Origin of the sequence: Amycolatopsis sp. NPDC051071 (assembly GCF_040682875.1) — a bacterium.
Taxonomy (GTDB): Bacteria; Actinomycetota; Actinomycetes; order Mycobacteriales; family Pseudonocardiaceae; genus Amycolatopsis.
The window spans coordinates 1-17,873 of record NZ_JBFBBY010000146.1 but is presented as its reverse complement, the minus strand read 5'-3'; the positions used below and the strand labels follow the sequence as shown (position 1 = coordinate 17,873).

Below are 17,873 nucleotides of genomic sequence, written 5' to 3'. Positions count from 1 at the left end.
CTCCTTGCGCCTAAGTACAGGAAGGGGGCCTTCATGTACTTGGGAAGGTGTGAAGGTCGAGTTTCCTCGGCTGAGCCGAGGGAAGGAGTCCTTCACGCGCGACCACTGTGCCTGCTGGTGCACCTGGGACCACAGCGGCGACCCTGAATGTCCTGAAGGCCCCCTTTGAGACGTTGAACGTCTGAAAGGGGGCCTTCAAGACATCACGAGCACCCCGCAGGCAGGTGGGCCGGACCTGCGCGAGCCCTGAAAATTGCCGAGAGGGGTCCACTCACGAGTCGGAGAGCAACAGTTTCCCGGCGAGTTCGGTGACCTCGTCGCGGCTGCGGCCGCCGTGGTCTGCGGCCATGAAGTGTTTGCCGATCAGGAGTGAGAACGCCAGCAGGCAGCGGGCTTCGACCTCGTCCTCGTCGGCGAAGATCTGGCGCATGAGCGAGCGCAGGTAGTCCATCCGCCGGTTGTCGACGCGGCGGAGACGTTCGGCGACCGCCGGGTCGCGCCGGGACCAGTCGCGAATCGCGAGGTCGATCGGCAGCAGGCGGTCGCTGACGAGCATGCCCGCGCGCCGGATCTTCGCCCTGGCGTCGCCGCCCCCGCGCTCGACGCTCTCGAACAACTCGCCGGTGCTCATTCGTTCCCAGGTGACGAGCATTTCCTCGATGAGCGCGCCGCGGTCGGCGAAATGCCCGTAGAAGCCGCCTTTGGTGACCCCGAGTGCCTTCGCGATCGCCTCGACGCGCACGGCGCCGGGACCTCCGGTGGCCAGCGCGCGCAGGCCCGCGTCGATCCAGGCGCTTGGCGGGGTCCGGGTTTCAGCGGCCATGTGATCACCGTATCCCTCGTCACCCCACCACCACGACAGCAATATATACGCTACCGTATAGATGGCGGAACGCACTGGGAGGAAATACCGAAATGAGCGTTGGATTCGTAGCCATGCACTACCCGCACGCCGACCATCACGACGCCTTCGTCGCGCGGGTCCGGCGAGACACGCCGGGCTGCCTCTCCGCCGAATGCTGGGTGACCGCCGCGGGTGACGCCGTGGTGTCGATCGCGCGGTGGGAATCCGAGGCGGCACAGGCCGCCTCGATGCAGGCCTTGGGATCCGCGGACGTGGACGTCGCCTACGACGAACGCGAAGTACGCCCCCGTGAGATCACCGCACTGGTGTCGGCATGAAACTCGCGAACACGGCCCACACCACACGGTCCTGGCGGATCCACGAAGTCGCCGGGGACTTCGATCTCGAAGACGTCTGGGCTTTGGAGACCCCCGGTGGGCCGGACGACTTCGCCAAGCTGGTGGCACAGTTCGCGTCGCGCAATTTCCCGGATGGCGCACCGCTGGTCGTCCGCGCGCTGTGGTCGCTGCGATGGAAACTCGGCACACTGTTCCGCTTGGACGAACGAGATTCCGGGCTCGATTCCCGCGTGGAGCCCGTCCGGGACAGGCTGCCCGATGACCTCCGGGACACGCCGACCGGCCAGGACGAGGACTGGCTGCCGTTCACGCCGATCTACCGGCTGGACCACGAATTCGCCGCCGAAATGGCGAACCGGACGGTGCACGGGATCCTGCACCTCGCGTGGATCGAGGACGGGCCCGGCCGGTATCGCGGTCAGCTGGCGGTGCTGGTCCGGCCCAACGGGTGGTTCGGGCGGGCGTACATGGGGTTCATCAAGCCGTTCCGGTACCTGTTCGTCTATCCCGCGCTCATGCGGGTGATCGAACGGAACTGGAAGGCTCACTCATAAGGGCGGGCTGGGTCCGCTCAGGCGGCGGACCCGGCACGCGCGACCGTGGCGACAGCACGGCGGCGGCCACGGCTCAAGCGCGCCGCGTGCTCCGCACCAACGTCATGTCCTTCTCCCGCACCGGTTCGTGGCAATGCGCGCAGACGGTTTCCGGCGCGAGATCCTCCCCGCAGGAATGCCGCCACACTGTCGGCGCCGGTCCTTCGGTGACGTACCTGTCACCCCAGGCCATGAGGTTCAGCAGCACGTGGTTGAGCGCGCGCCCTGCCTCGGTGAGGACATACTCGTACCGCGGTGGATGTTCCTCGTAGAGCCGTTTCTCGAGGATCCCCGCCTCGACGAGTTTGCGTAGCCGGGCGGTCAGGATGTCGCGGCTCGCGCCGGTGTTGCGGACGATCTGGTCGAACCGCCGCGCGCCGAAGAACACCTCGCGCAGCGCGAGCAGGCTCCACCGCTCCCCGATCACCTCCATCGCGTTCGCGATCGAGCAGTCCCTCGGTGCTTCGGTCATGCGACCAGCGTAAACCCAGTGAGTCTTGATTTCCAACCCACTCGGTGCCACAGTGAGTTGGAGATTCCAACTCACCATGAGGAGGCAGCCGTGCACGACGCGGTCATCGTGGACGCCGTCCGTACCCCGATCGGCAAGGGCAAACCCGGCGGTTCCCTGCACGAGGTCCATCCGGTCCAGTTGCTGGCCCACACCCTTCGCGCGCTCGTCCAGCGCAACGCACTCGATCCCGCGCTGATCGACGACGTCATCGGCGGCGCTGTCGACCAGGTCGGCGAACAGGCACAGAACGTCACCCGCTGGGCGGCGCTCGCGGCCGGGCTGCCGGAGAGCGTGCCCGCGACCACGGTCGACAGGCAGTGCGGGAGCAGTCAGCAGGCCGTGCACTTCGCCGCACAGGGCGTCATGGCCGGTGCGTACGACGTCGTCATCGCCTGCGGTGTCGAGTCCATGAGCCGTGTCCCGATGTGGTCCAACGTGCTGCCCGGCACCGACCCGCTCGGCCCCGGTGTCGCCGAGCGATATCCGGAAGGCCTGGTACTGCAAGGAATCAGCGCCGAACTCATCGCCGCGAAATGGTCACTCAGCCGCGAGGCGATGGACGCGTTCGCCGTCTCGTCGCACCGGAAGGCCGCGCGGGCCCACGAACTCGGCCGGTTCGCCAGCCAGATCGTGCCGATCGAGACGCCGTCCGGCCGGGTGTCCACCGACGAATCGGTCCGCCCCGGCACCGACCTCGAAACACTCGCCAAACTGCGCCCGGCGTTCCAGGACCCGGCGATCTCGGAGCGATTTCCCCAGATCGACTGGTCGGTGACCGCGGGCAACACCAGCCCCATCAACGACGGCGCCTCGGCGGTGCTGATCACCTCCAGCGAGACCGCGGCGAGACTCGGTCTCCGTCCTCGCGCCCGCCTGCACAGTTTCGCCGTCACCGGCTCCGACCCGCTGCTCATGCTGACCGGCGTCATCCCCGCGACCGAGAAGGTGTTGCGGCGGGCGGGTCTGCGGCTTCAAGACATCGACCTGTTCGAGATCAACGAGGCGTTCGCGAGCGTCGTGCTCGCGTGGCAGCAGGAGACCGGTGCCGATCCGGCGAAGGTCAACGTCCACGGCGGCGCGCTCGCGCTGGGCCATCCGCTCGGCGCGAGCGGCACCCGGCTGATGGGCACGCTGGTCAATGCCCTGCACCACCACGGCGCCCGCTTCGGCCTGCAGGCGATGTGCGAAGGCGGCGGCCAGGCCAACGCGACCATCCTGGAGGCGCTGTGACCGGCAAGCTTCCCAAGAAACTCGCGGAACATCCTTCGGTACAGGCGGTGCTCGCGAAACCTCGCGCCAAGCCGTCGCCGGTGATCGACGCCGCCTGGCTGAAGGAGATCTGCCTCGCCGCGGGCGCCGACGATGCGGCCGCGGTCTCCCTCGATCATCCGGATCTGGCCGGGGAACGGGAGCACGTCGAACGCGCGCTACCCGGCACCAAGACGCTGGTCTCCTTGGTGGTGCGGATGAACCGCGACGACGTCCGCTCCCCCGCCCGCAGCGTGGCCAATCAGGAGTTTCACCGGAGCGGCGAGATCATCAACGAGGCCGGGCATACGATCGTCCGCACGTTGCAGGACGCCGGGTACCGCGTGATCAACCCGTCCGCGACCTTCCCGATGGAGATGGAGAACTACCCCGGCCGGATCTGGGTGGTAGCGCACAAGACGGTCGCCGTCGCGGCCGGGCTCGGCGCAATGGGCCTGCACCGCAACGTAATCCACCCGAAGTTCGGCAACTTCGTGCTGCTGGCGACGTTGCTGCTCGACGCCGAGGTGTCCACCTACGGCGAAGCCCTCGACTACAACCCTTGCCTGGAGTGCAAGCTGTGCGTCGCGGCCTGCCCGATCGGGGCTATCTCCAAGACCGGCGAGTTCGACTTCCTCGCCTGCTCGACGCACAACTACCGCGAGTTCATGAGCGGCTTCACCGACTGGGCGCAGACCGTGGCCGACAGCGAGGACGCCGCCGACTTCCGTTCCAGGGTCAGCGACTCGGAGAACGTGTCGATGTGGCAGAGCCTCGCGTTCAAACCGAACTACAAGGCCGCGTACTGCATGGCCGTCTGCCCGGCGGGCGAGGACGTCCTCGGGCCCTACCTCGACGACCGTCGCGGTTTCCTCGGCACGGTGGTGAAACCCTTGCAGGACAAGGTGGAGACGCTCTACGTGCGGCCGGGTTCGCCGGCGAAGGACTACGCCGAACGCCGGTTCCCGCACAAGCCGGTCAAGGAGGTCGACGGCGGCTATCCGACGAGGCGGTAGCGGAGGAGGCAGACCCCCGCTGTCACATCTTCACGGCCCCGTCCGTCAAGGTTGCGACGGACAGTGATGAAGGATGGGGACCGTGGACGAACACGACTGGCTGGCGCGGCGCTTCGAGGGACACCGGACACACCTGAGGGCGGTGGCGTACCGGATGCTCGGTTCGCTGAGCGAGGCCGACGACGCCGTGCAGGAAGCCTGGCTGCGGCTCAGCCGGTCGGATACCGAGGCCGTCGACAACCTCGGTGGCTGGCTGACCACCGTCGTCGGCCGAATCTGCCTGGACATGCTGCGCTCACGCAAGTCCCGGCAGGAGGACCCGGTCGGCGCGCAGCTGCCCGACCCGATCATCGGCCGTGAGGGTGGGATCGACCCGGAACACCAGGCGCTGCTGGCGGACTCCGTCGGGCTCGCGCTCCTGGTCGTTCTCGACACGCTGGACCCGGCCGAGCGGCTCGCGTTCGTCCTGCACGACATGTTCGCCCTGCCCTTCGACGAGATCGCGCCGATCGTCGGCCGGTCGTCGGCCGCGACCAGGCAGCTCGCCAGCCGCGCGCGCCGCCGTCTCCAGGGCTCGCCGACCGTCCCGGACGCGGACCTGAACCGTCAGCGGGAGGTCGTCGACGCGTTCTTCGCCGCCGCGCGGGGCGGCGACTTCGACGCGCTGGTCTCCGTGCTCGACCCGGACGTCGTGCTCCGCTCGGAAGGTGGCCCCGCGCCCGTGGGCGCCTCTCGCTTCGTGCGAGGTGCGGCCGAAGTGGCGGGCCAGGCCCTTACGTTCCGGAAGCTCGGCGCCGGCGGGGTGCCCCGGCCCGCGCTGGTCAACGGCGCGGCCGGGATGGTCGTCACCAAGGACGGTGTGCCGCGGACCGTCTTCGCGTTCACGGTGGTGAACGGGAAGATCGCGGCGATCGACATCCTCGCCGACCCGGCGCGGCTGGCCGCCCTCGACTTCGAGCCCCTCGGCTGAAGTGTCATGAGGGGTCCCCATCGGACACTTTTCGTCCTATGGGGACCCCTCATGACATACGTGCTGCCGGGGATCAGAACGGAAACGGCAGGCTCGCGCCGGTGATGCGCGTCCTGACCAGGCTTCCCGTACCGGTCTTCAGGCTCGTGTTCGGCCGCGAGTGGCTCATCGACGCGACACCGTCACGGAGCTGAGTGGCGCCCGCGGGCCCGGTACGCGGCGGCCTTCACCCGGTTCTGGCAGGCGAGCCCGCAGAACCGCTTGATCTGCGCCTGACTCGCGTCGATGTACACCTGGTCGCATCGCGGCGCCGCGCAAAGGCCGACCCGATGCGGGAGGTGGTCGCCGAACGCGGCGGCCACCGACACCGCCAGGCCCGCCGTCCACTGCTGGACGAGGCCCGCCTCGGGACTGTGGAAGTACAGATGCCACGACCGGTCGCCATGACGATGCAGGTACGGGCGGGCCCGGCTGTCGTCGAGCATCCGATTCAGCAACCCCGCCGCGTCGTCATGCTCGCCCAGGGACAGCGCCTCGAGGACCTCACGCAGCCGCGACGCGAGATCTCGCAGCCGTTCCGCGGCCAAGAGATCGACTTGGCCGTTCTCACCGAGGGCTTCGGCGGTGGCACGCACCAGGTCGTGACCCGCAAGCGACGCTTTCCGTCTGCCGTGGACGTGCTCCCCGGTCAAGGCATTGATCAGCGCGACCCCGGTTTCCAGGTGCATCGCGTGGTGGCCGTCGAGGTTGGCCCCGTCCGGCTCGTCAGGCATCGAACCCTCCCCTGGCGTCTGGTTCGCAGAACGCTACCAACCGTCAGCGTCGCCGTAAGGGTGGTGAGGTCTTTTGGAGCAACGGAAGCCTACCCAGAGTCCACTGTGGACAGAGTGGGGCGCACGAACCCGAGAACGCAACCAGAGGACTAAACGCGGGCTGATGAACGAACCCGGCCACGACAGGACGGGCCGACCTCCCTCTGACGCCTCACAGCTACCGCTCCCCGTGCCGCGATCAAGGAGCACCGGAGACGGGCCGCACCTGAGACAAAGTCCCCTTCCCATCGTTCAGCGCAGACGACCCGCCCTGGCTCACCACCCGGACGCCGATCACCACCGAGGCGGGCCGGCGTCCACGATCTTCTGCGAGAGCTCCAGCGGATCGTGGTGCATCAGCGACTCCATCCACCACGTCATCCCGGCCTGCCCCAGCGCGGGCAGGTCCACCTTGATCGGTTCCTCCCAGGCGGGGCTCGCGTTCCCGGCGACGGCGACGTCGAACGGGCGGCCCGGTTTCAGTTCGGCAAGGCCGAGCGCGCGGTGGGTGTCGGCGATCTCTTCGGCGGTCGGCGTGTGGTCCTCGGGGTTCGGGAAAATCCCGTCGCATAGCGCCGCCCGTCGGACGACTCGCGGGTTGTCGGTGGAGCTGGCGACCCAGATCGGGATCGTGAACGGCTCGGGTGGCGCCTCCGCGAGCGCGACCTGGTAGTGCGCGCCGTCGTGGTCGAACCGCTTGCCCGCCCAGATCGCCCGGATGACGTCGAGGCCTTCGTCGAACATCGCCGACCGTGTCAGCAGGTCGGTCTGTTCACCGAATCGGCTGAAGTCACCGGATTCGTCCGAACCCAGGCCGGTGCCGAGGATCAGCCTTCCCCCGGAGAGCCTGCTGATCGTCGAAGCATGCCGCGCGACCACCCAGGGACGGCGTCGCGCGGGCGGGGTGATCATCGGCCCGAAGCGGAGTTTGCTCGTGGCGTGCGCGATCGCGCCGAGCGTCGTCCACGGATCGGCGATGGGCATCGTGTCCGCGACGACGTGGTCCCACAGGAAAAAACCGTCCCACCCCGCGGCCTCGGCGCGTACGGCCAGGTCGACGAGCACCGCGGGCTCACCGAACGGGCCGAAAGGCGGCAGGTAGACGGCGTGGCGAACCGTGCTGCCGGTCAAGTCGATCATCTCCCCAACGTCATCGTCGAAGTCCCCGGACGGCCGCTTGTTTACGCCGTTCACTCACGTTAGCGTCCGGGAGATGGCCCGGGACGCGAGCAGCCGTGAACGATCGACGAAGTGGCCGGAGCACCGGGGAAGGTTACGCCGGGCGGCGGCCTTGGCGGTCTCCGTCTCACTATGCGCGACACTTTCGGCCGTGAACGCGTCCGCATCGCAGGATGACGGCTGGTCCCGGGACTTTTACTGGGGTGTCGCGTCGTCGGGTTACCAGTCCGAGGGCAGCGCGCCCGACAGCAACTGGAAGCGGTTCGCCGACCGCTCGGCCGGCAAGGACGGCGTCGACGAGTACCGCGATTCCGTGGACTTCCGACACCGCTACGCCGACGACATCCGGCTCGCGGCCGGGCTCGGCGTCAACACCTACCGCTTCGGCGTCGAGTGGGCGCGGGTCGAGCCTTCGCCAGGACAGTGGGACGAGGCGGGGCTGGCCTTCTACGACGACGTGATCCGGCAGGTCCGGGCGGCGGGGATGACCCCGATGATCACGCTCAACCATTGGGTCTATCCCGGCTGGGCGCTGGATCAGGGTGGCTGGGCCGAGACACGAACGGCCGACGCGTGGCTGGAGTTCAGCCGGAGGATCGTCCAGCGCTACGCCGGCCAAGACGTCCTTTGGGTGACGTTCAACGAGCCGCTGATCTTCCTCAAGAACGAGCAGAAGGTCGGCGCGCTCGACGCGACCCGGTACTTCGCCGCGCAGTCGAACATCGTCCAGGCCCACCGGCGGGCCTACGACCTGATCCACGAGATCGACCCGACGTCGAAGGTCACCAGCAACCAGGCCTACATCACCGGGGTCAACGGGATGGCCGACTGGTTCTTCCTCGACCAGGTCAAGGACAAACTCGACTTCATCGGCATCGACTACTACTACGGGCTCAGCGTCGGCAACTGGACGGTGTTCGCCGCCGCCACCGACAAGTTCTGGGACGTGAAGCTCCAGCCGGAAGGCATCTACTACGCACTGCGCAGCTACCACAACCGGTTCCCGCGCCTGCCGCTCTACGTCGTCGAGAACGGCATGGCGACCGACAACGGCAAGGCGCGGGACGCGGGTTACACCCGCGGCGACAACGTCCGCGACACCGTGTACTGGCTCCAGCGGGCGAAAGCCGACGGCATGAACCTCATCGGCTACAACTACTGGAGCCTCACCGACAACTACGAATGGGGCAGCTACCGGGCCAGGTTCGGACTGTACACAGTGGACGTCCTCACCGATCCCACGCTGACCCGGCGCCCCACGGACGCCGTCCCCGCGTACCAGGATCTGGTGACGTCGGGTGGCGTACCGCGGGGCTACCGGCTCAACCGCGGGCCGGGGATCTGCTCACTCGTCGACGGGCTGAACAGCTGCCTCAACCCGGCCAAGGTGGACGGACCGCTCGCACCGCTGCGGTGACCGTCCACAAGCGACACTTCAGACGGCGACCGGTTCCGGCGCCAGTTCGAGTCGCCTGCCATCGAACGTCCGCCGCATCCGCCGGTCGTGCGTGACGACGACGAGCGCGCCGGTGTACTCCGCGAGTGCCTGTTCCATCTCCTCCACGAGGTCCGGGGCGAGGTGATTGGTCGGCTCGTCCAGCAGCAGCAGGTCGGTACTGGCCGTCACCAGCCTGGCCAGTTCCAGTCTGCGCCGCTGCCCGACCGACAGCTCCCGGACGGGCTTACGCAGGTCCTCCGCCCGGAACAAACCCAGCGAAAGCAAGCGCTCGGCGGGCTCCTCCTCGTCGCCGTCCGCCGCGAACACCGTCAGCACGCTCCGCGTGTCATCCGCGAGGCCACCGTTCTGGTGCAGGAAACCAATCCGGCCCGCCCGGTCCGCCGATCCCGTCGACGGAGCCAGTTCACCGGCGAGCACCCGCATAAGGGTGGTCTTGCCCGCCCCGTTGGGCCCGGTCACCAGCACCCGTTCCCCCGGCAGCACGCTGAGCGACGTCGGCAGCAGCCGCCCGGACACCGACACGTTGTCCACCTTCACCACGTGCCGATCCCCCTCCGCCTCCCCCGCGGGTATCCGCGCGGTGAACCGGAGTGGGGCAGGCGGAACCGGAACTGGATCGGCTTCGAGCCGCTGGATCCGCTCGCGGGCCGACCTGATCCGGCTCATCGCCCCGTGCGAACGGGACCGGGCCCGGAAGGCACCCGCCCCGCTGAAGGCGGCAGGCGCCTTGCGCGGGATGGCCGAAAACCGGTCGATGTTGACGTCCGCCAGTGCCTCGTGACGAGCCTTTTCCAGCTTCCAGCCCTCGTATTCCCGTTCCCAGCGGACCCGCGCGGCCTCCTTCGCCGCGAGGTACCCCGAGTAGCCGTCGCCGTGCCGGTGCACGGTCCGGCGGTCGGCGTCGACTTCGAGGATGGTGGTGGTGACCCGGCTGAGGAACATGCGGTCGTGGGTGATCGCGACGATCCTGCCGCGATGCCCGCGGAGGTGGTTCTCCAGCCAGGCGACGGCTTCGTCGTCGAGATCGTTGGTGGGCTCGTCCAGCAGGAGCAGTTCCGGCGACGCGGCCAGGGTGGCGGCCAGCACCAGCCGGGACCGCTGCCCGCCGGACAGGCTGCCCAGCGCACGACCGCGGTCGAGACCCGGCTGCCCGAGTCCGTGCAAGGCGACCTCGACCCTGGCGTCGGCCTCGTAACCACCGCGAGCTTCGTAGGCGGTCATGAGGTCGCCGTATACGGCCAGGTCTTCGGCTGTCTCAAGCGACGCCTCGGCCGCCCTCATCCGGGATTCCAGCTCCCGGAGGTCGGCCAACGCGAGGTCGATCGCGTCCCCGACGGTGGCGGTGCCGGGCAGCTCCAGCGTCTGCGGGAGGTAGCCGATGCCACCGGGCGCGGTGACGGTCACCGTGCCGTTGTCCGCCGTGTCGCGCCCGGCGATGAGGCGCAGCAGCGTGGACTTGCCCGCGCCGTTGTCGCCGATGACGCCTGCCTTCTCCCCCGGTTTGACGGTGAAACCGACCTGGTCGAACACGACATGGTCGTCGAAACGTTTGGTGACACCGGAGAGCACGAGTTGTGTTCCGGGATTCCGATGCGGGGTACGCATAGGGGCGTCCTCCTGATTCTCGGCACGGCCGATCGCGATCGGGCAGGGGGATTCCACGCACGGCGAAGGAAGAAGAGAGCGCACGCGGAAGGACGCGGCCCGGCGGAGCGAAGGCTCTACGCCAGGGCCGCGTCGAAGACGAGAATCACAGGTAAAAGAAGAACCCCATGGCGACAACCGTAGCCGCGGATCACGGACGGGCAAAACGAATTAAAGGTTGTGTACGGGTTCACAGAGTGTTCTGTGTCCCCATACCGCGACATCGGCGCCCCGGTGACCGAGAATCAGCACTGGAGGTTTTCGCGGTTCGGAGGGAATGGGGTTCCTCGTGCACGGGTTCAGCGGTCCGATCGCCCGGTTCCGGCGGCGGCTCTTCCCCGGCGGCAACTCGCTCGCCCGCGGGTCCGACCGCTTCGAGGCCCTTCTCCTGAAAATCGTCATCCTCGCCGCCCTGCTCGCCATCCCCGTCGCGGCCGCCGTCGGTTCGGCCAACCACGGCAGGCAGGTGGCCGAGGCCGCCGCCGACACGGCCGGACGTCAGGCCGCCACCGCGTACCTGCTCAAGGCCGCACCCATCCGGATCGTCGACAGCGAGGGCACCGGGACCGACGACGCCACCACCGAAGCGGCCTGGACCGACGCACGCGGCGCCCGGCACACCGGCGCCGTCCTCGCCACCCCGGGCAGTCCCGCCGGATCGGCCGTCCCGGTCTGGCTCGACGCCCGTGGCGAACTCACCCCCGCCCCGAAGACCGCGTCGACGGCCGTATTCGATTCCGTGCTCGTGGGGTTCTGGCTCTGGTTCGCGGTGGTGGGCGGGTTCGTCGTGCTGCATCGCGCCGTCCGGCTGGTCCTGGACCGGCGCCGCGCCGCCGCCTGGGAGCGCGCGTGGGCGGTCTACCCGCGTTCCGGTTCGTGGCCCTGATTCCGGGGGCGAGGGCAAAGCACCTCGGCTAGTGTGCCCGGCATGCGCATCATGATCTCGGCGGATATGGAGGGCGCCACCGGCGTCACCTGGACCGAGGACGTCATCCCCGGTACCGAGCAGTGGCAACGGTTCCGGCGCCTGTTCACCGGCGACGTCAACGCGACCATCGCCGGCCTGTTCGACGCGGGTGCCACCGACGTACTGGTCAACGAGGCACATTCGTCGCAGCGGAACCTCCTGCTGGAGGACCTCGACGGCCGCGCGCGGATGCTCACCGGCAGGCACAAGCCGCTCTCGATGATGCAGGGCATCGAAACCGGCGTGGAAGGTGTCGTCTTCCTCGGCTACCACGCCGGTGCCGGCTTCGACGGCGTCCTCTCCCACACCTACCTGGAGAACCAGATCACCGGGGTGTGGCTCGACGACGTCCCGGCCAGCGAAGGCAGGCTCAACGCCGCCATGGCCGCCGAATACGGCGTCCCGGTGCTGGTCGTGTCGGGTGACGACAAGGCTTGCGACGACGCCCAGGACTACGCGCCGGAGGCCGAACTGGTCACGGTGAAGGAATGCGTCAGCCGCTACGCCGCGATCTGCCTCCCGCCCGCGAGGACGGCGGAGCTGCTGTCGTCGGCCGCGGCGGACTCGATGAACCGGGCCGGCCGGGTCGAGCGGTACACCACCGCGCACCGGATCGAGGTCGAGTTCGACGCGAGCCATCTCGCGCAGGCCGCCGCGGTCATCCCGACGGTGGAACAGATCGGCGTGCGCCGGGTCGGCTTCGACGCGGCGGACATGACGGAAACCATGAAGGCGTTCAAGATCGTGACGGCGATCGCGGCCGGGGCGGTGCAAGGGATCTATGGCTGAGTTGGATGTAGTGAACGTTTGTTCGCGGTTGATCCGGTTCGACACCACGAACCGGGGCAACGGGGATTCCGAGGGCGAGCGCGAGGCGGCCGAGTACGTCGCGTCGCTGCTTTCGGAGATCGGGGTCGACTCGAAGATCATCGAGTCCGCGCCCCGGCGCGCGAACGTGATCGCGCGGGTCCCCGGTACCGACCCGAACCTGCCCGCCCTGCTCGTACAGGGCCATCTCGACGTCGTGCCCGCCGACGCCGCCGACTGGTCGGTGGACCCGTTCTCGGGCGAGGTCCGCGACGGATTCCTCTGGGGCCGCGGCGCGGTGGACATGAAGGACTTCTGCGCGATGGTCCTCGCCGCCCTCTCCACCGGGGTCCGGCCGCGACGGGACATCGTCCTGGCGTTCGTGGCCGACGAGGAGGACAAGGGCGATTACGGCGCGCACTGGCTCGCTGCCACGCACCGGTCCCTGTTCGACGGTTGTGGTGCCGCGATCAGCGAGTCGGGCGCGTACAGCTATCACGTCCCCGCCGCCGACGGCCGGACCGTGCGGCTCTATCCGGTGGCGACCGCCGAACGCGGCACCGCCCATCTGCGGCTGACCGCCAAGGGCCGTGCCGGGCACGGCTCGCGGCCCAACGACGAAAACGCGGTCACCCGGCTGGTCACCGCGCTCGGCAGGATCGCCGCGCACCGCTGGCCGGTCCGGCTGACGCCGACGGTGCAAGCGTTTCTGGAGCGCACCGGGGAGGCACTCGGCGTTCCGGTCGATCTGTCCGATGTGGACGGAACGATCGCGCGGCTCGGCCCGGCCGGCGCGCTGGTGGTGCCGACCGTCCGCAACAGCACGACGCCGACCATGCTGGACGCCGGCTACAAGGTGAACGTCATCCCGAGTTCGGCGGAGGCCCAGGTGGACGTCCGGGTGCTGCCCGGGGCCGAACCGGAGCTGTTCGCCGAACTCGACGCGATGCTCGGCGAGGGCGTCACCCGCGAATTCGTCGCCCACCAGCCGCCGGTGCAGTCGCCGGTGGATTCGCCGTGGTTCGACTCGATGGCGGAGGCGCTTCGGTCGGAGGATCCCGAAGCGGTCGTGGTGCCCTATTGCATGGGCGGCGGGACGGACGCGAAGGCGTTCAGCCCGCTCGGTATCGACTGCTACGGCTTCGCGCCGTTGTGGCTTCCGGAGGGCTTCCCCTATCGGGCCATGGCACACGGCGTCGACGAGCGTGTCCCGGTCGAAGGCCTGCGGTTCGGCACCCGGGTGCTGCGGCACTTCCTGGAGAACTGCTGAACTCACGCTTCATCCGAATTTCATGAGCGGCGCCTAGCGTCCGCCGGGTGAAGACCGTGACTTCGCGCGTCCGGCTGGGCGCGCTCCTGCTCGGCCTCGGCATCGCCTTGTCGGCGTGTCGGGGCCACCTTCCAGCGCGCCCCCAGGCCGACGAACCGGCGTCCAGCGCTCCGTCGGTCCAGACCGAGACCCTTACCGTGACGCCGACTCCCACGCCTGCCAGCACCACGCCACCGGCTCCCTTACTCGAACCCGCGGCTATCGACCGGGTGTTCCAGGTCTACATGAACGGGCTGGCGAATCGAGACATGATGGCGCTGCGTAGCGGAACCTGTCCGCGGCTGCGCGAGACGTTGCTCGGCTTCGAACTCCACGGCTTCTACGTCGAGCGCTGGGAGATGCTGCCCTACTCGATCCCGGACGGCGTGGAGTACGTGACCGTGCAGGCCAAGATCACCCAGCGGAACGCACGTACCGGCCGGATGGCGGGCGACGTGACCTACTCGTGGAACGTCGAAAAGAACGAGGACCGGAGCTACTACGTCTGCGGCTGGCTCGACTACGACAAATAGTCACGACCAAGTTGGCCGCCCACCCCTCCAGCAGGCGGCGTGGTGTTCGTGCCGCTGGCCGGAGTGCTCGGCATCGTGTCGGAACGGACCTGACGGAAGCGGGCTGGCCCAAGACCGGATGTCCGGTACGGCCGGACATCGCGCTCGTCACACCCACGTGATCACCCGGTCGGGTCCGGTGTCCGTAGAATCCGGTGACGATGCGACGTTTCCGATGGTGGTGGGGTGCACTCGCGCTCACGTTCGTGGTGGTACTGGTCGGGTCCTTTGCCTTCTTCGGGTCGGAAAGCCGCCCCGGGCAACCGGTCCCGCGTCAAGGCCCGCCGGGAACGGGGCCGCTGACGGTCGTCTCCATCGGCGACAGCACCGTCTCCGGCGAGGGCGCGGGCGACTACACGCCCACGACCAACGGGCAGGGCGGCAACTGGTGCCACCGCTCCCCCAACGCGTTCGTCGAGCAGATCAAGATCCCGGACGTCACCGCACGCGTGAACCTGGCGTGTTCCGGGGCGCCGTCGGAGCAGATCGCGCTCGGTGAGGCCAAACAGTGGACCGAGCCGTCGCAGGCCCAGCAGCTGGCGAACCTGATCAAGGACCACCGGGTGGCCGCGGTGGTGATCGCCGTCGGCGCGAACGACGAGCCGAAGTTCTCCGCTCAGGTCAACGAGTGCTTCAAGGCATGGTTCTCACCGCAGAATCCGCCGTGCAGTGAAGCACTTCGCACCACCTGGAAGTCCAAAGTGGACGCGATGGTGCCGAAAGTGACCAACGCCGTCGCCGACGTCAAAAAGGTGCTGGCGCAGGCGGGCTACATCCCGGCGGATTACCAGCTCGTGCTGATGTCCTACGCCTCCCCTGTCGGCCCGAAAATCCCGGAAGCGTTGCGCAGCCTCAACGGATGCCCGTTCCGCACCGAGGATCTGGAGTGGATGGGACGCGACGGCGTCTCCGTGCTCGCGGACGGCCTCAAACAGGCTTCGCGCGCGACAAGCGCACGGTTCCTCGACCTGTCCCGGGCGGGCACCGGCCGTGAGGCCTGCACCAGCGACCCGACGGCGGAGTGGTTCAGCAGGCTGACACTGCAGCTGCGTGACCTCGGCCAGGTGGACCGGGCGACTCACGCCCTTCAAGAGTCGTTCCATCCCAACGCGGCGGGGCACACACAGGTCGCGAACTGCCTCAACGAGTTCCTCGCCGCACGCGGCGGCAACGCCTCATGCCTTTCCGGGCCCGACGGCAAACTGCACGCCGCGCCCGAAGTCATCGCCCGCTAGAGATCCAGCGCCGCGCGCAACGCGATGTCGATGCGCTCCTGCACCTCTTGGTCGATCTCCGCGATCTTCTCGTCGAACCACGGCCGGTACAGGCGCGTGAGGTTCAGCGTGGAGACCCAGTAGCGCGCGTCGACGGCGACACCGAGGATGTCCTGTGGATCACGGTCCAGTAGTTCGGTGCCGAGCAGCCACGGCCGCTCGGACTCGTTAACCCCGTCCGAGGACAGCAGCACCACGGTGCGCTGCCGTGCCGGTTCGGTCGGGGGGTGGTACGTCCAGACTTCACCCCTGTGCACGCAGATCCTTCTCCGCGGCGGTCAGCTCGGTCTCGTCCGCTACGGCGGACGGTTCGACCGGCGCGCGCTGCGGCGTGTATCCGGTGCGGACGGCTTCCCTCCTGGCCGCCTTGGACAACCACGACGAGACCGAGATCCCGTGTGCCTTGGCGGCCCGCTCGGCGAACTCGAGCGCACCACTGTCGAGTGAGAGTGTGACCTTACGTGTTGCCATACCTTTTATCGTACCAGCGCCGCGCAAGCCCACCCGCTCTTCGGGAAAGCACTGGTCACAGCGTCGGCGAGCGTCCTTCGAACGGCGTCGACAGCACCACCGTGGTCCGCGTGGACACCTTGGCGGACTCGCGGATCCGGCGGAGCAGGTCTTCCAAACCGAGCGGCGACGCCACCCGGACCAGGAGGATGTACGACTCGTCCCCGGCGACCGAGTAGCAGGACTCGATCTCCTTGATGTGCTCCAGGCGCTGCGGATAGTCGTCCGGCGCGGCCGGGTCGTTCGGGGTCAGCGAGATCAGCGCCGTGAGCGGGAGGCCGATCTGCTCGCCGTCGAGCCGCGCGGTGTACCCGAGGATCACGCCGCGCTGCTCCAGCCGCCGCACCCGCTGGTGCACGGCCGACACCGAAAGCCCGACCCGCTCGGCCAGATCGGTGAAACTGCGTCGCCCGTCCGCCGCCAGTTCCTGCACGATGGACTGATCGAGGGGCTCCAGACCACCGGTCATGCGTCGAGCACGATCAGGTCGTGCGGGCGTTGGTTGACCGACTCGACGCCGTCCTCGGTGACCACGACGATGTCTTCGATCCGAGCACCCCAGCGGTTCGGCTGGTAGATGCCTGGCTCGACGCTGAAGGCCATACCCGGTTCGAGCGGCAGCGCGTTGCCCTTGATGATGTAGGGCTCCTCGTGCACGTCGAGGCCGATGCCGTGGCCGGTGCGGTGGATGAAGAACTCGCCGAACCCGGCTTCGTCGATGATGTCGCGCGCGGCGGCGTCGATCGCTTCGGCGGTGACGCCGGGGCGGACGGCCTCGACTGCGGTGCGCTGGGCACGCTGCAGGACGGCGTAGGTCTCGGCGACGTCGGCGTCACGCGGCTCGCCGACCGCGTAGGTGCGGGTGGAGTCGGAGTTGTAGCCCTCGGCGATCGGGCCGCCGATGTCGACCACGACGACGTCACCTCGCTCGATCACGCGCTCGGAGACGTCATGGTGCGGGCTCGCGCCGTTCGGGCCGGAGCCGACGATCACGAAGTCCGCGTGCGTGTGGCCCTCTTCGACGATCGCCGCGGTGATGTCCGCGCCGACCTCGGCCTCGGTACGGCCCGGCCGCAGCCATTCGTGCACCCGCGCGTGGACGCGGTCGATGGCCGCGCCGGCGTCGCGCAGTGCCTTGATCTCGGCGGCGTCCTTGCGCATCCGCAGCTCGCGCACGATCGGCCCGGCCAGCGTCTGCTCGGCGTCCCCGAGCGCGCCGCGGAACGCGAGCACGTGCAGGGCCGGGGTGAAGTCGCTGACCGCGACCCGGCCGGGTTTGCCGAGCCGGTCGGCGACGAGTTCATAGGCGTTGTCGCCGTCGACCCAGGTGACGACCTCGATGCCGAGTTCGTCGGCCGGCACGTCGGCGTAGCCGGGTGCTTCCAGCTTCGGCACCACCAGTGCCGGGACGCCGTCGGCCGGGATCACCAGCGTGGTCAGCCGTTCGAAGGAGCCTCCGGCCTGGCCGATGAGGTAGCGCAGGTCCGAACCGGGCGCGATCAGCAGTGCGTCGGTACCGGCGGCGGCCGCCGCGGCGCGGGCCCGGTCGAGGCGGGCGCGGAGGCCGGCGGCGTCGGGGGCTGGGTTGTGCAGGGAACGGCGCGACATGGTGGCGAGCCTAGGGCGTGTCTGGCAAATCTGTTCGATGGGGTTCGTGATCCAGGTGGTTCCTGGTGGTGTGGGCCCTTCGTCCTCGTACCGGGTCGTACTCGGTCGAAGGGCCCGCGCCGCCAGGAACCACCTGGGCGCGAAGACCACGAACGAGATTTGCCAGACACGCCCTAGTCGGTCCGGGG

20 protein-coding genes are annotated in these 17,873 nt (G+C 68.7%); 11 read left to right on the top strand and 9 right to left on the bottom strand.

Annotated elements, in window-relative coordinates:
* Positions 1–271: 271 nt before the first annotated feature.
* Positions 272–823 (bottom strand): helix-turn-helix domain-containing protein, encoded by a 552-nt coding sequence (locus AB0M65_RS32535; protein WP_364036310.1) that lies wholly within the window; start codon positions 821–823, stop codon positions 272–274.
* A gap of 92 nt (positions 824–915) precedes the next feature.
* Between AB0M65_RS32535 and AB0M65_RS32530 the strand changes: the two genes are divergently transcribed.
* Both AB0M65_RS32530 and AB0M65_RS32525 read left to right on the top strand, forming a co-directional pair.
* Positions 916–1,182, top strand: coding sequence for an antibiotic biosynthesis monooxygenase (locus AB0M65_RS32530; RefSeq protein ID WP_364036307.1), 267 nt, complete (start codon positions 916–918; stop codon positions 1,180–1,182).
* The gene (locus tag AB0M65_RS32525; RefSeq protein WP_364036304.1) at positions 1,179–1,757 is read left to right on the top strand and encodes a DUF2867 domain-containing protein; all 579 of its coding nucleotides are present in this window, start codon (positions 1,179–1,181) and stop codon (positions 1,755–1,757) included. Before AB0M65_RS32530 ends, AB0M65_RS32525 begins: the two co-directional genes overlap by 4 nt.
* Positions 1,758–1,830: 73 nt before the next feature.
* On the opposite strand, the gene AB0M65_RS32520 is transcribed toward AB0M65_RS32525, so the two are convergent.
* Positions 1,831–2,268, bottom strand: a complete 438-nt coding sequence (locus AB0M65_RS32520; protein ID WP_364036301.1) for a helix-turn-helix domain-containing protein — start codon at positions 2,266–2,268, stop codon at positions 1,831–1,833.
* A gap of 90 nt (positions 2,269–2,358) precedes the next feature.
* Between AB0M65_RS32520 and AB0M65_RS32515 the strand changes: the two genes are divergently transcribed.
* From AB0M65_RS32515 to sigJ, 3 genes are all read left to right on the top strand, one after another.
* Complete coding sequence (locus tag AB0M65_RS32515; protein WP_364036298.1) at positions 2,359–3,540, top strand: thiolase family protein; 1,182 nt, start codon at positions 2,359–2,361, stop codon at positions 3,538–3,540.
* Positions 3,537–4,574, top strand: a complete 1,038-nt coding sequence (locus tag AB0M65_RS32510) for a (4Fe-4S)-binding protein (RefSeq protein WP_364036295.1) — start codon at positions 3,537–3,539, stop codon at positions 4,572–4,574. Before AB0M65_RS32515 ends, AB0M65_RS32510 begins: the two co-directional genes overlap by 4 nt.
* Before the next feature lie 82 nt (positions 4,575–4,656).
* The gene (gene sigJ / locus AB0M65_RS32505; RefSeq protein ID WP_364036292.1) at positions 4,657–5,544 is read left to right on the top strand and encodes an RNA polymerase sigma factor SigJ; all 888 of its coding nucleotides are present in this window, start codon (positions 4,657–4,659) and stop codon (positions 5,542–5,544) included.
* Between the two features lie 182 nt (positions 5,545–5,726).
* Here sigJ and AB0M65_RS32500 read toward each other — a convergent pair whose 3' ends face one another.
* Together AB0M65_RS32500 and AB0M65_RS32495 are read right to left on the bottom strand one after the other, a co-directional pair.
* Positions 5,727–6,317, bottom strand: a complete 591-nt coding sequence (locus AB0M65_RS32500) for a CGNR zinc finger domain-containing protein (RefSeq protein WP_364036289.1) — start codon at positions 6,315–6,317, stop codon at positions 5,727–5,729.
* 333 nt (positions 6,318–6,650) lie between these two features.
* Positions 6,651–7,496, bottom strand: a complete 846-nt coding sequence (locus AB0M65_RS32495; RefSeq protein WP_364036286.1) for an LLM class flavin-dependent oxidoreductase — start codon at positions 7,494–7,496, stop codon at positions 6,651–6,653.
* A gap of 190 nt (positions 7,497–7,686) precedes the next feature.
* Between AB0M65_RS32495 and AB0M65_RS32490 the strand changes: the two genes are divergently transcribed.
* On the top strand, positions 7,687–8,952 hold the full coding sequence (locus AB0M65_RS32490) for a family 1 glycosylhydrolase (RefSeq protein ID WP_364036283.1): 1,266 nt from the start codon (positions 7,687–7,689) through the stop codon (positions 8,950–8,952).
* An 18-nt stretch (positions 8,953–8,970) separates the two neighbouring features.
* On the opposite strand, the gene abc-f is transcribed toward AB0M65_RS32490, so the two are convergent.
* On the bottom strand, positions 8,971–10,599 hold the full coding sequence (gene abc-f / locus AB0M65_RS32485; RefSeq protein ID WP_364036280.1) for a ribosomal protection-like ABC-F family protein: 1,629 nt from the start codon (positions 10,597–10,599) through the stop codon (positions 8,971–8,973).
* A 316-nt stretch (positions 10,600–10,915) separates the two neighbouring features.
* Here abc-f and AB0M65_RS32480 point away from each other — a divergent pair, with 316 nt between their 5' ends.
* The 5 genes from AB0M65_RS32480 (at position 10,916) to AB0M65_RS32460 (ending at position 15,528) form a co-directional block, all read left to right on the top strand.
* Complete coding sequence (locus AB0M65_RS32480; protein ID WP_364036277.1) at positions 10,916–11,524, top strand: hypothetical protein; 609 nt, start codon at positions 10,916–10,918, stop codon at positions 11,522–11,524.
* Positions 11,525–11,566: 42 nt separating this feature from the next.
* Entirely contained in the window at positions 11,567–12,394 is an 828-nt protein-coding gene (locus AB0M65_RS32475) for a M55 family metallopeptidase (RefSeq protein WP_364036274.1), read from the top strand.
* Positions 12,387–13,682 (top strand): M20/M25/M40 family metallo-hydrolase, encoded by a 1,296-nt coding sequence (locus AB0M65_RS32470; RefSeq protein ID WP_364036271.1) that lies wholly within the window; start codon positions 12,387–12,389, stop codon positions 13,680–13,682. The genes AB0M65_RS32475 and AB0M65_RS32470 overlap by 8 nt, the downstream gene beginning before the upstream one ends.
* Before the next feature lie 47 nt (positions 13,683–13,729).
* A complete protein-coding gene (locus AB0M65_RS32465; RefSeq protein WP_364036268.1) occupies positions 13,730–14,254 on the top strand; it encodes a hypothetical protein in 525 nt (174 codons plus the stop codon).
* Between the two features lie 200 nt (positions 14,255–14,454).
* Positions 14,455–15,528, top strand: coding sequence for a GDSL-type esterase/lipase family protein (locus AB0M65_RS32460; protein WP_364036265.1), 1,074 nt, complete (start codon positions 14,455–14,457; stop codon positions 15,526–15,528).
* Here AB0M65_RS32460 and AB0M65_RS32455 read toward each other — a convergent pair.
* From AB0M65_RS32455 to AB0M65_RS32440, 4 genes are read right to left on the bottom strand one after another with little or no spacing between them, the layout of a single operon-like run.
* On the bottom strand, positions 15,525–15,824 hold the full coding sequence (locus AB0M65_RS32455) for a hypothetical protein (protein ID WP_005150941.1): 300 nt from the start codon (positions 15,822–15,824) through the stop codon (positions 15,525–15,527). The genes AB0M65_RS32460 and AB0M65_RS32455 overlap by 4 nt on opposite strands.
* Positions 15,811–16,038, bottom strand: coding sequence for a hypothetical protein (locus tag AB0M65_RS32450; RefSeq protein ID WP_364036261.1), 228 nt, complete (start codon positions 16,036–16,038; stop codon positions 15,811–15,813). The genes AB0M65_RS32455 and AB0M65_RS32450 overlap by 14 nt, the downstream gene beginning before the upstream one ends.
* A gap of 55 nt (positions 16,039–16,093) precedes the next feature.
* Complete coding sequence (locus AB0M65_RS32445; RefSeq protein WP_364036258.1) at positions 16,094–16,546, bottom strand: Lrp/AsnC family transcriptional regulator; 453 nt, start codon at positions 16,544–16,546, stop codon at positions 16,094–16,096.
* Complete coding sequence (locus AB0M65_RS32440; protein ID WP_364036255.1) at positions 16,543–17,685, bottom strand: Xaa-Pro peptidase family protein; 1,143 nt, start codon at positions 17,683–17,685, stop codon at positions 16,543–16,545. Before AB0M65_RS32440 ends, AB0M65_RS32445 begins: the two co-directional genes overlap by 4 nt.
* Positions 17,686–17,873: the final 188 nt, after the last annotated feature.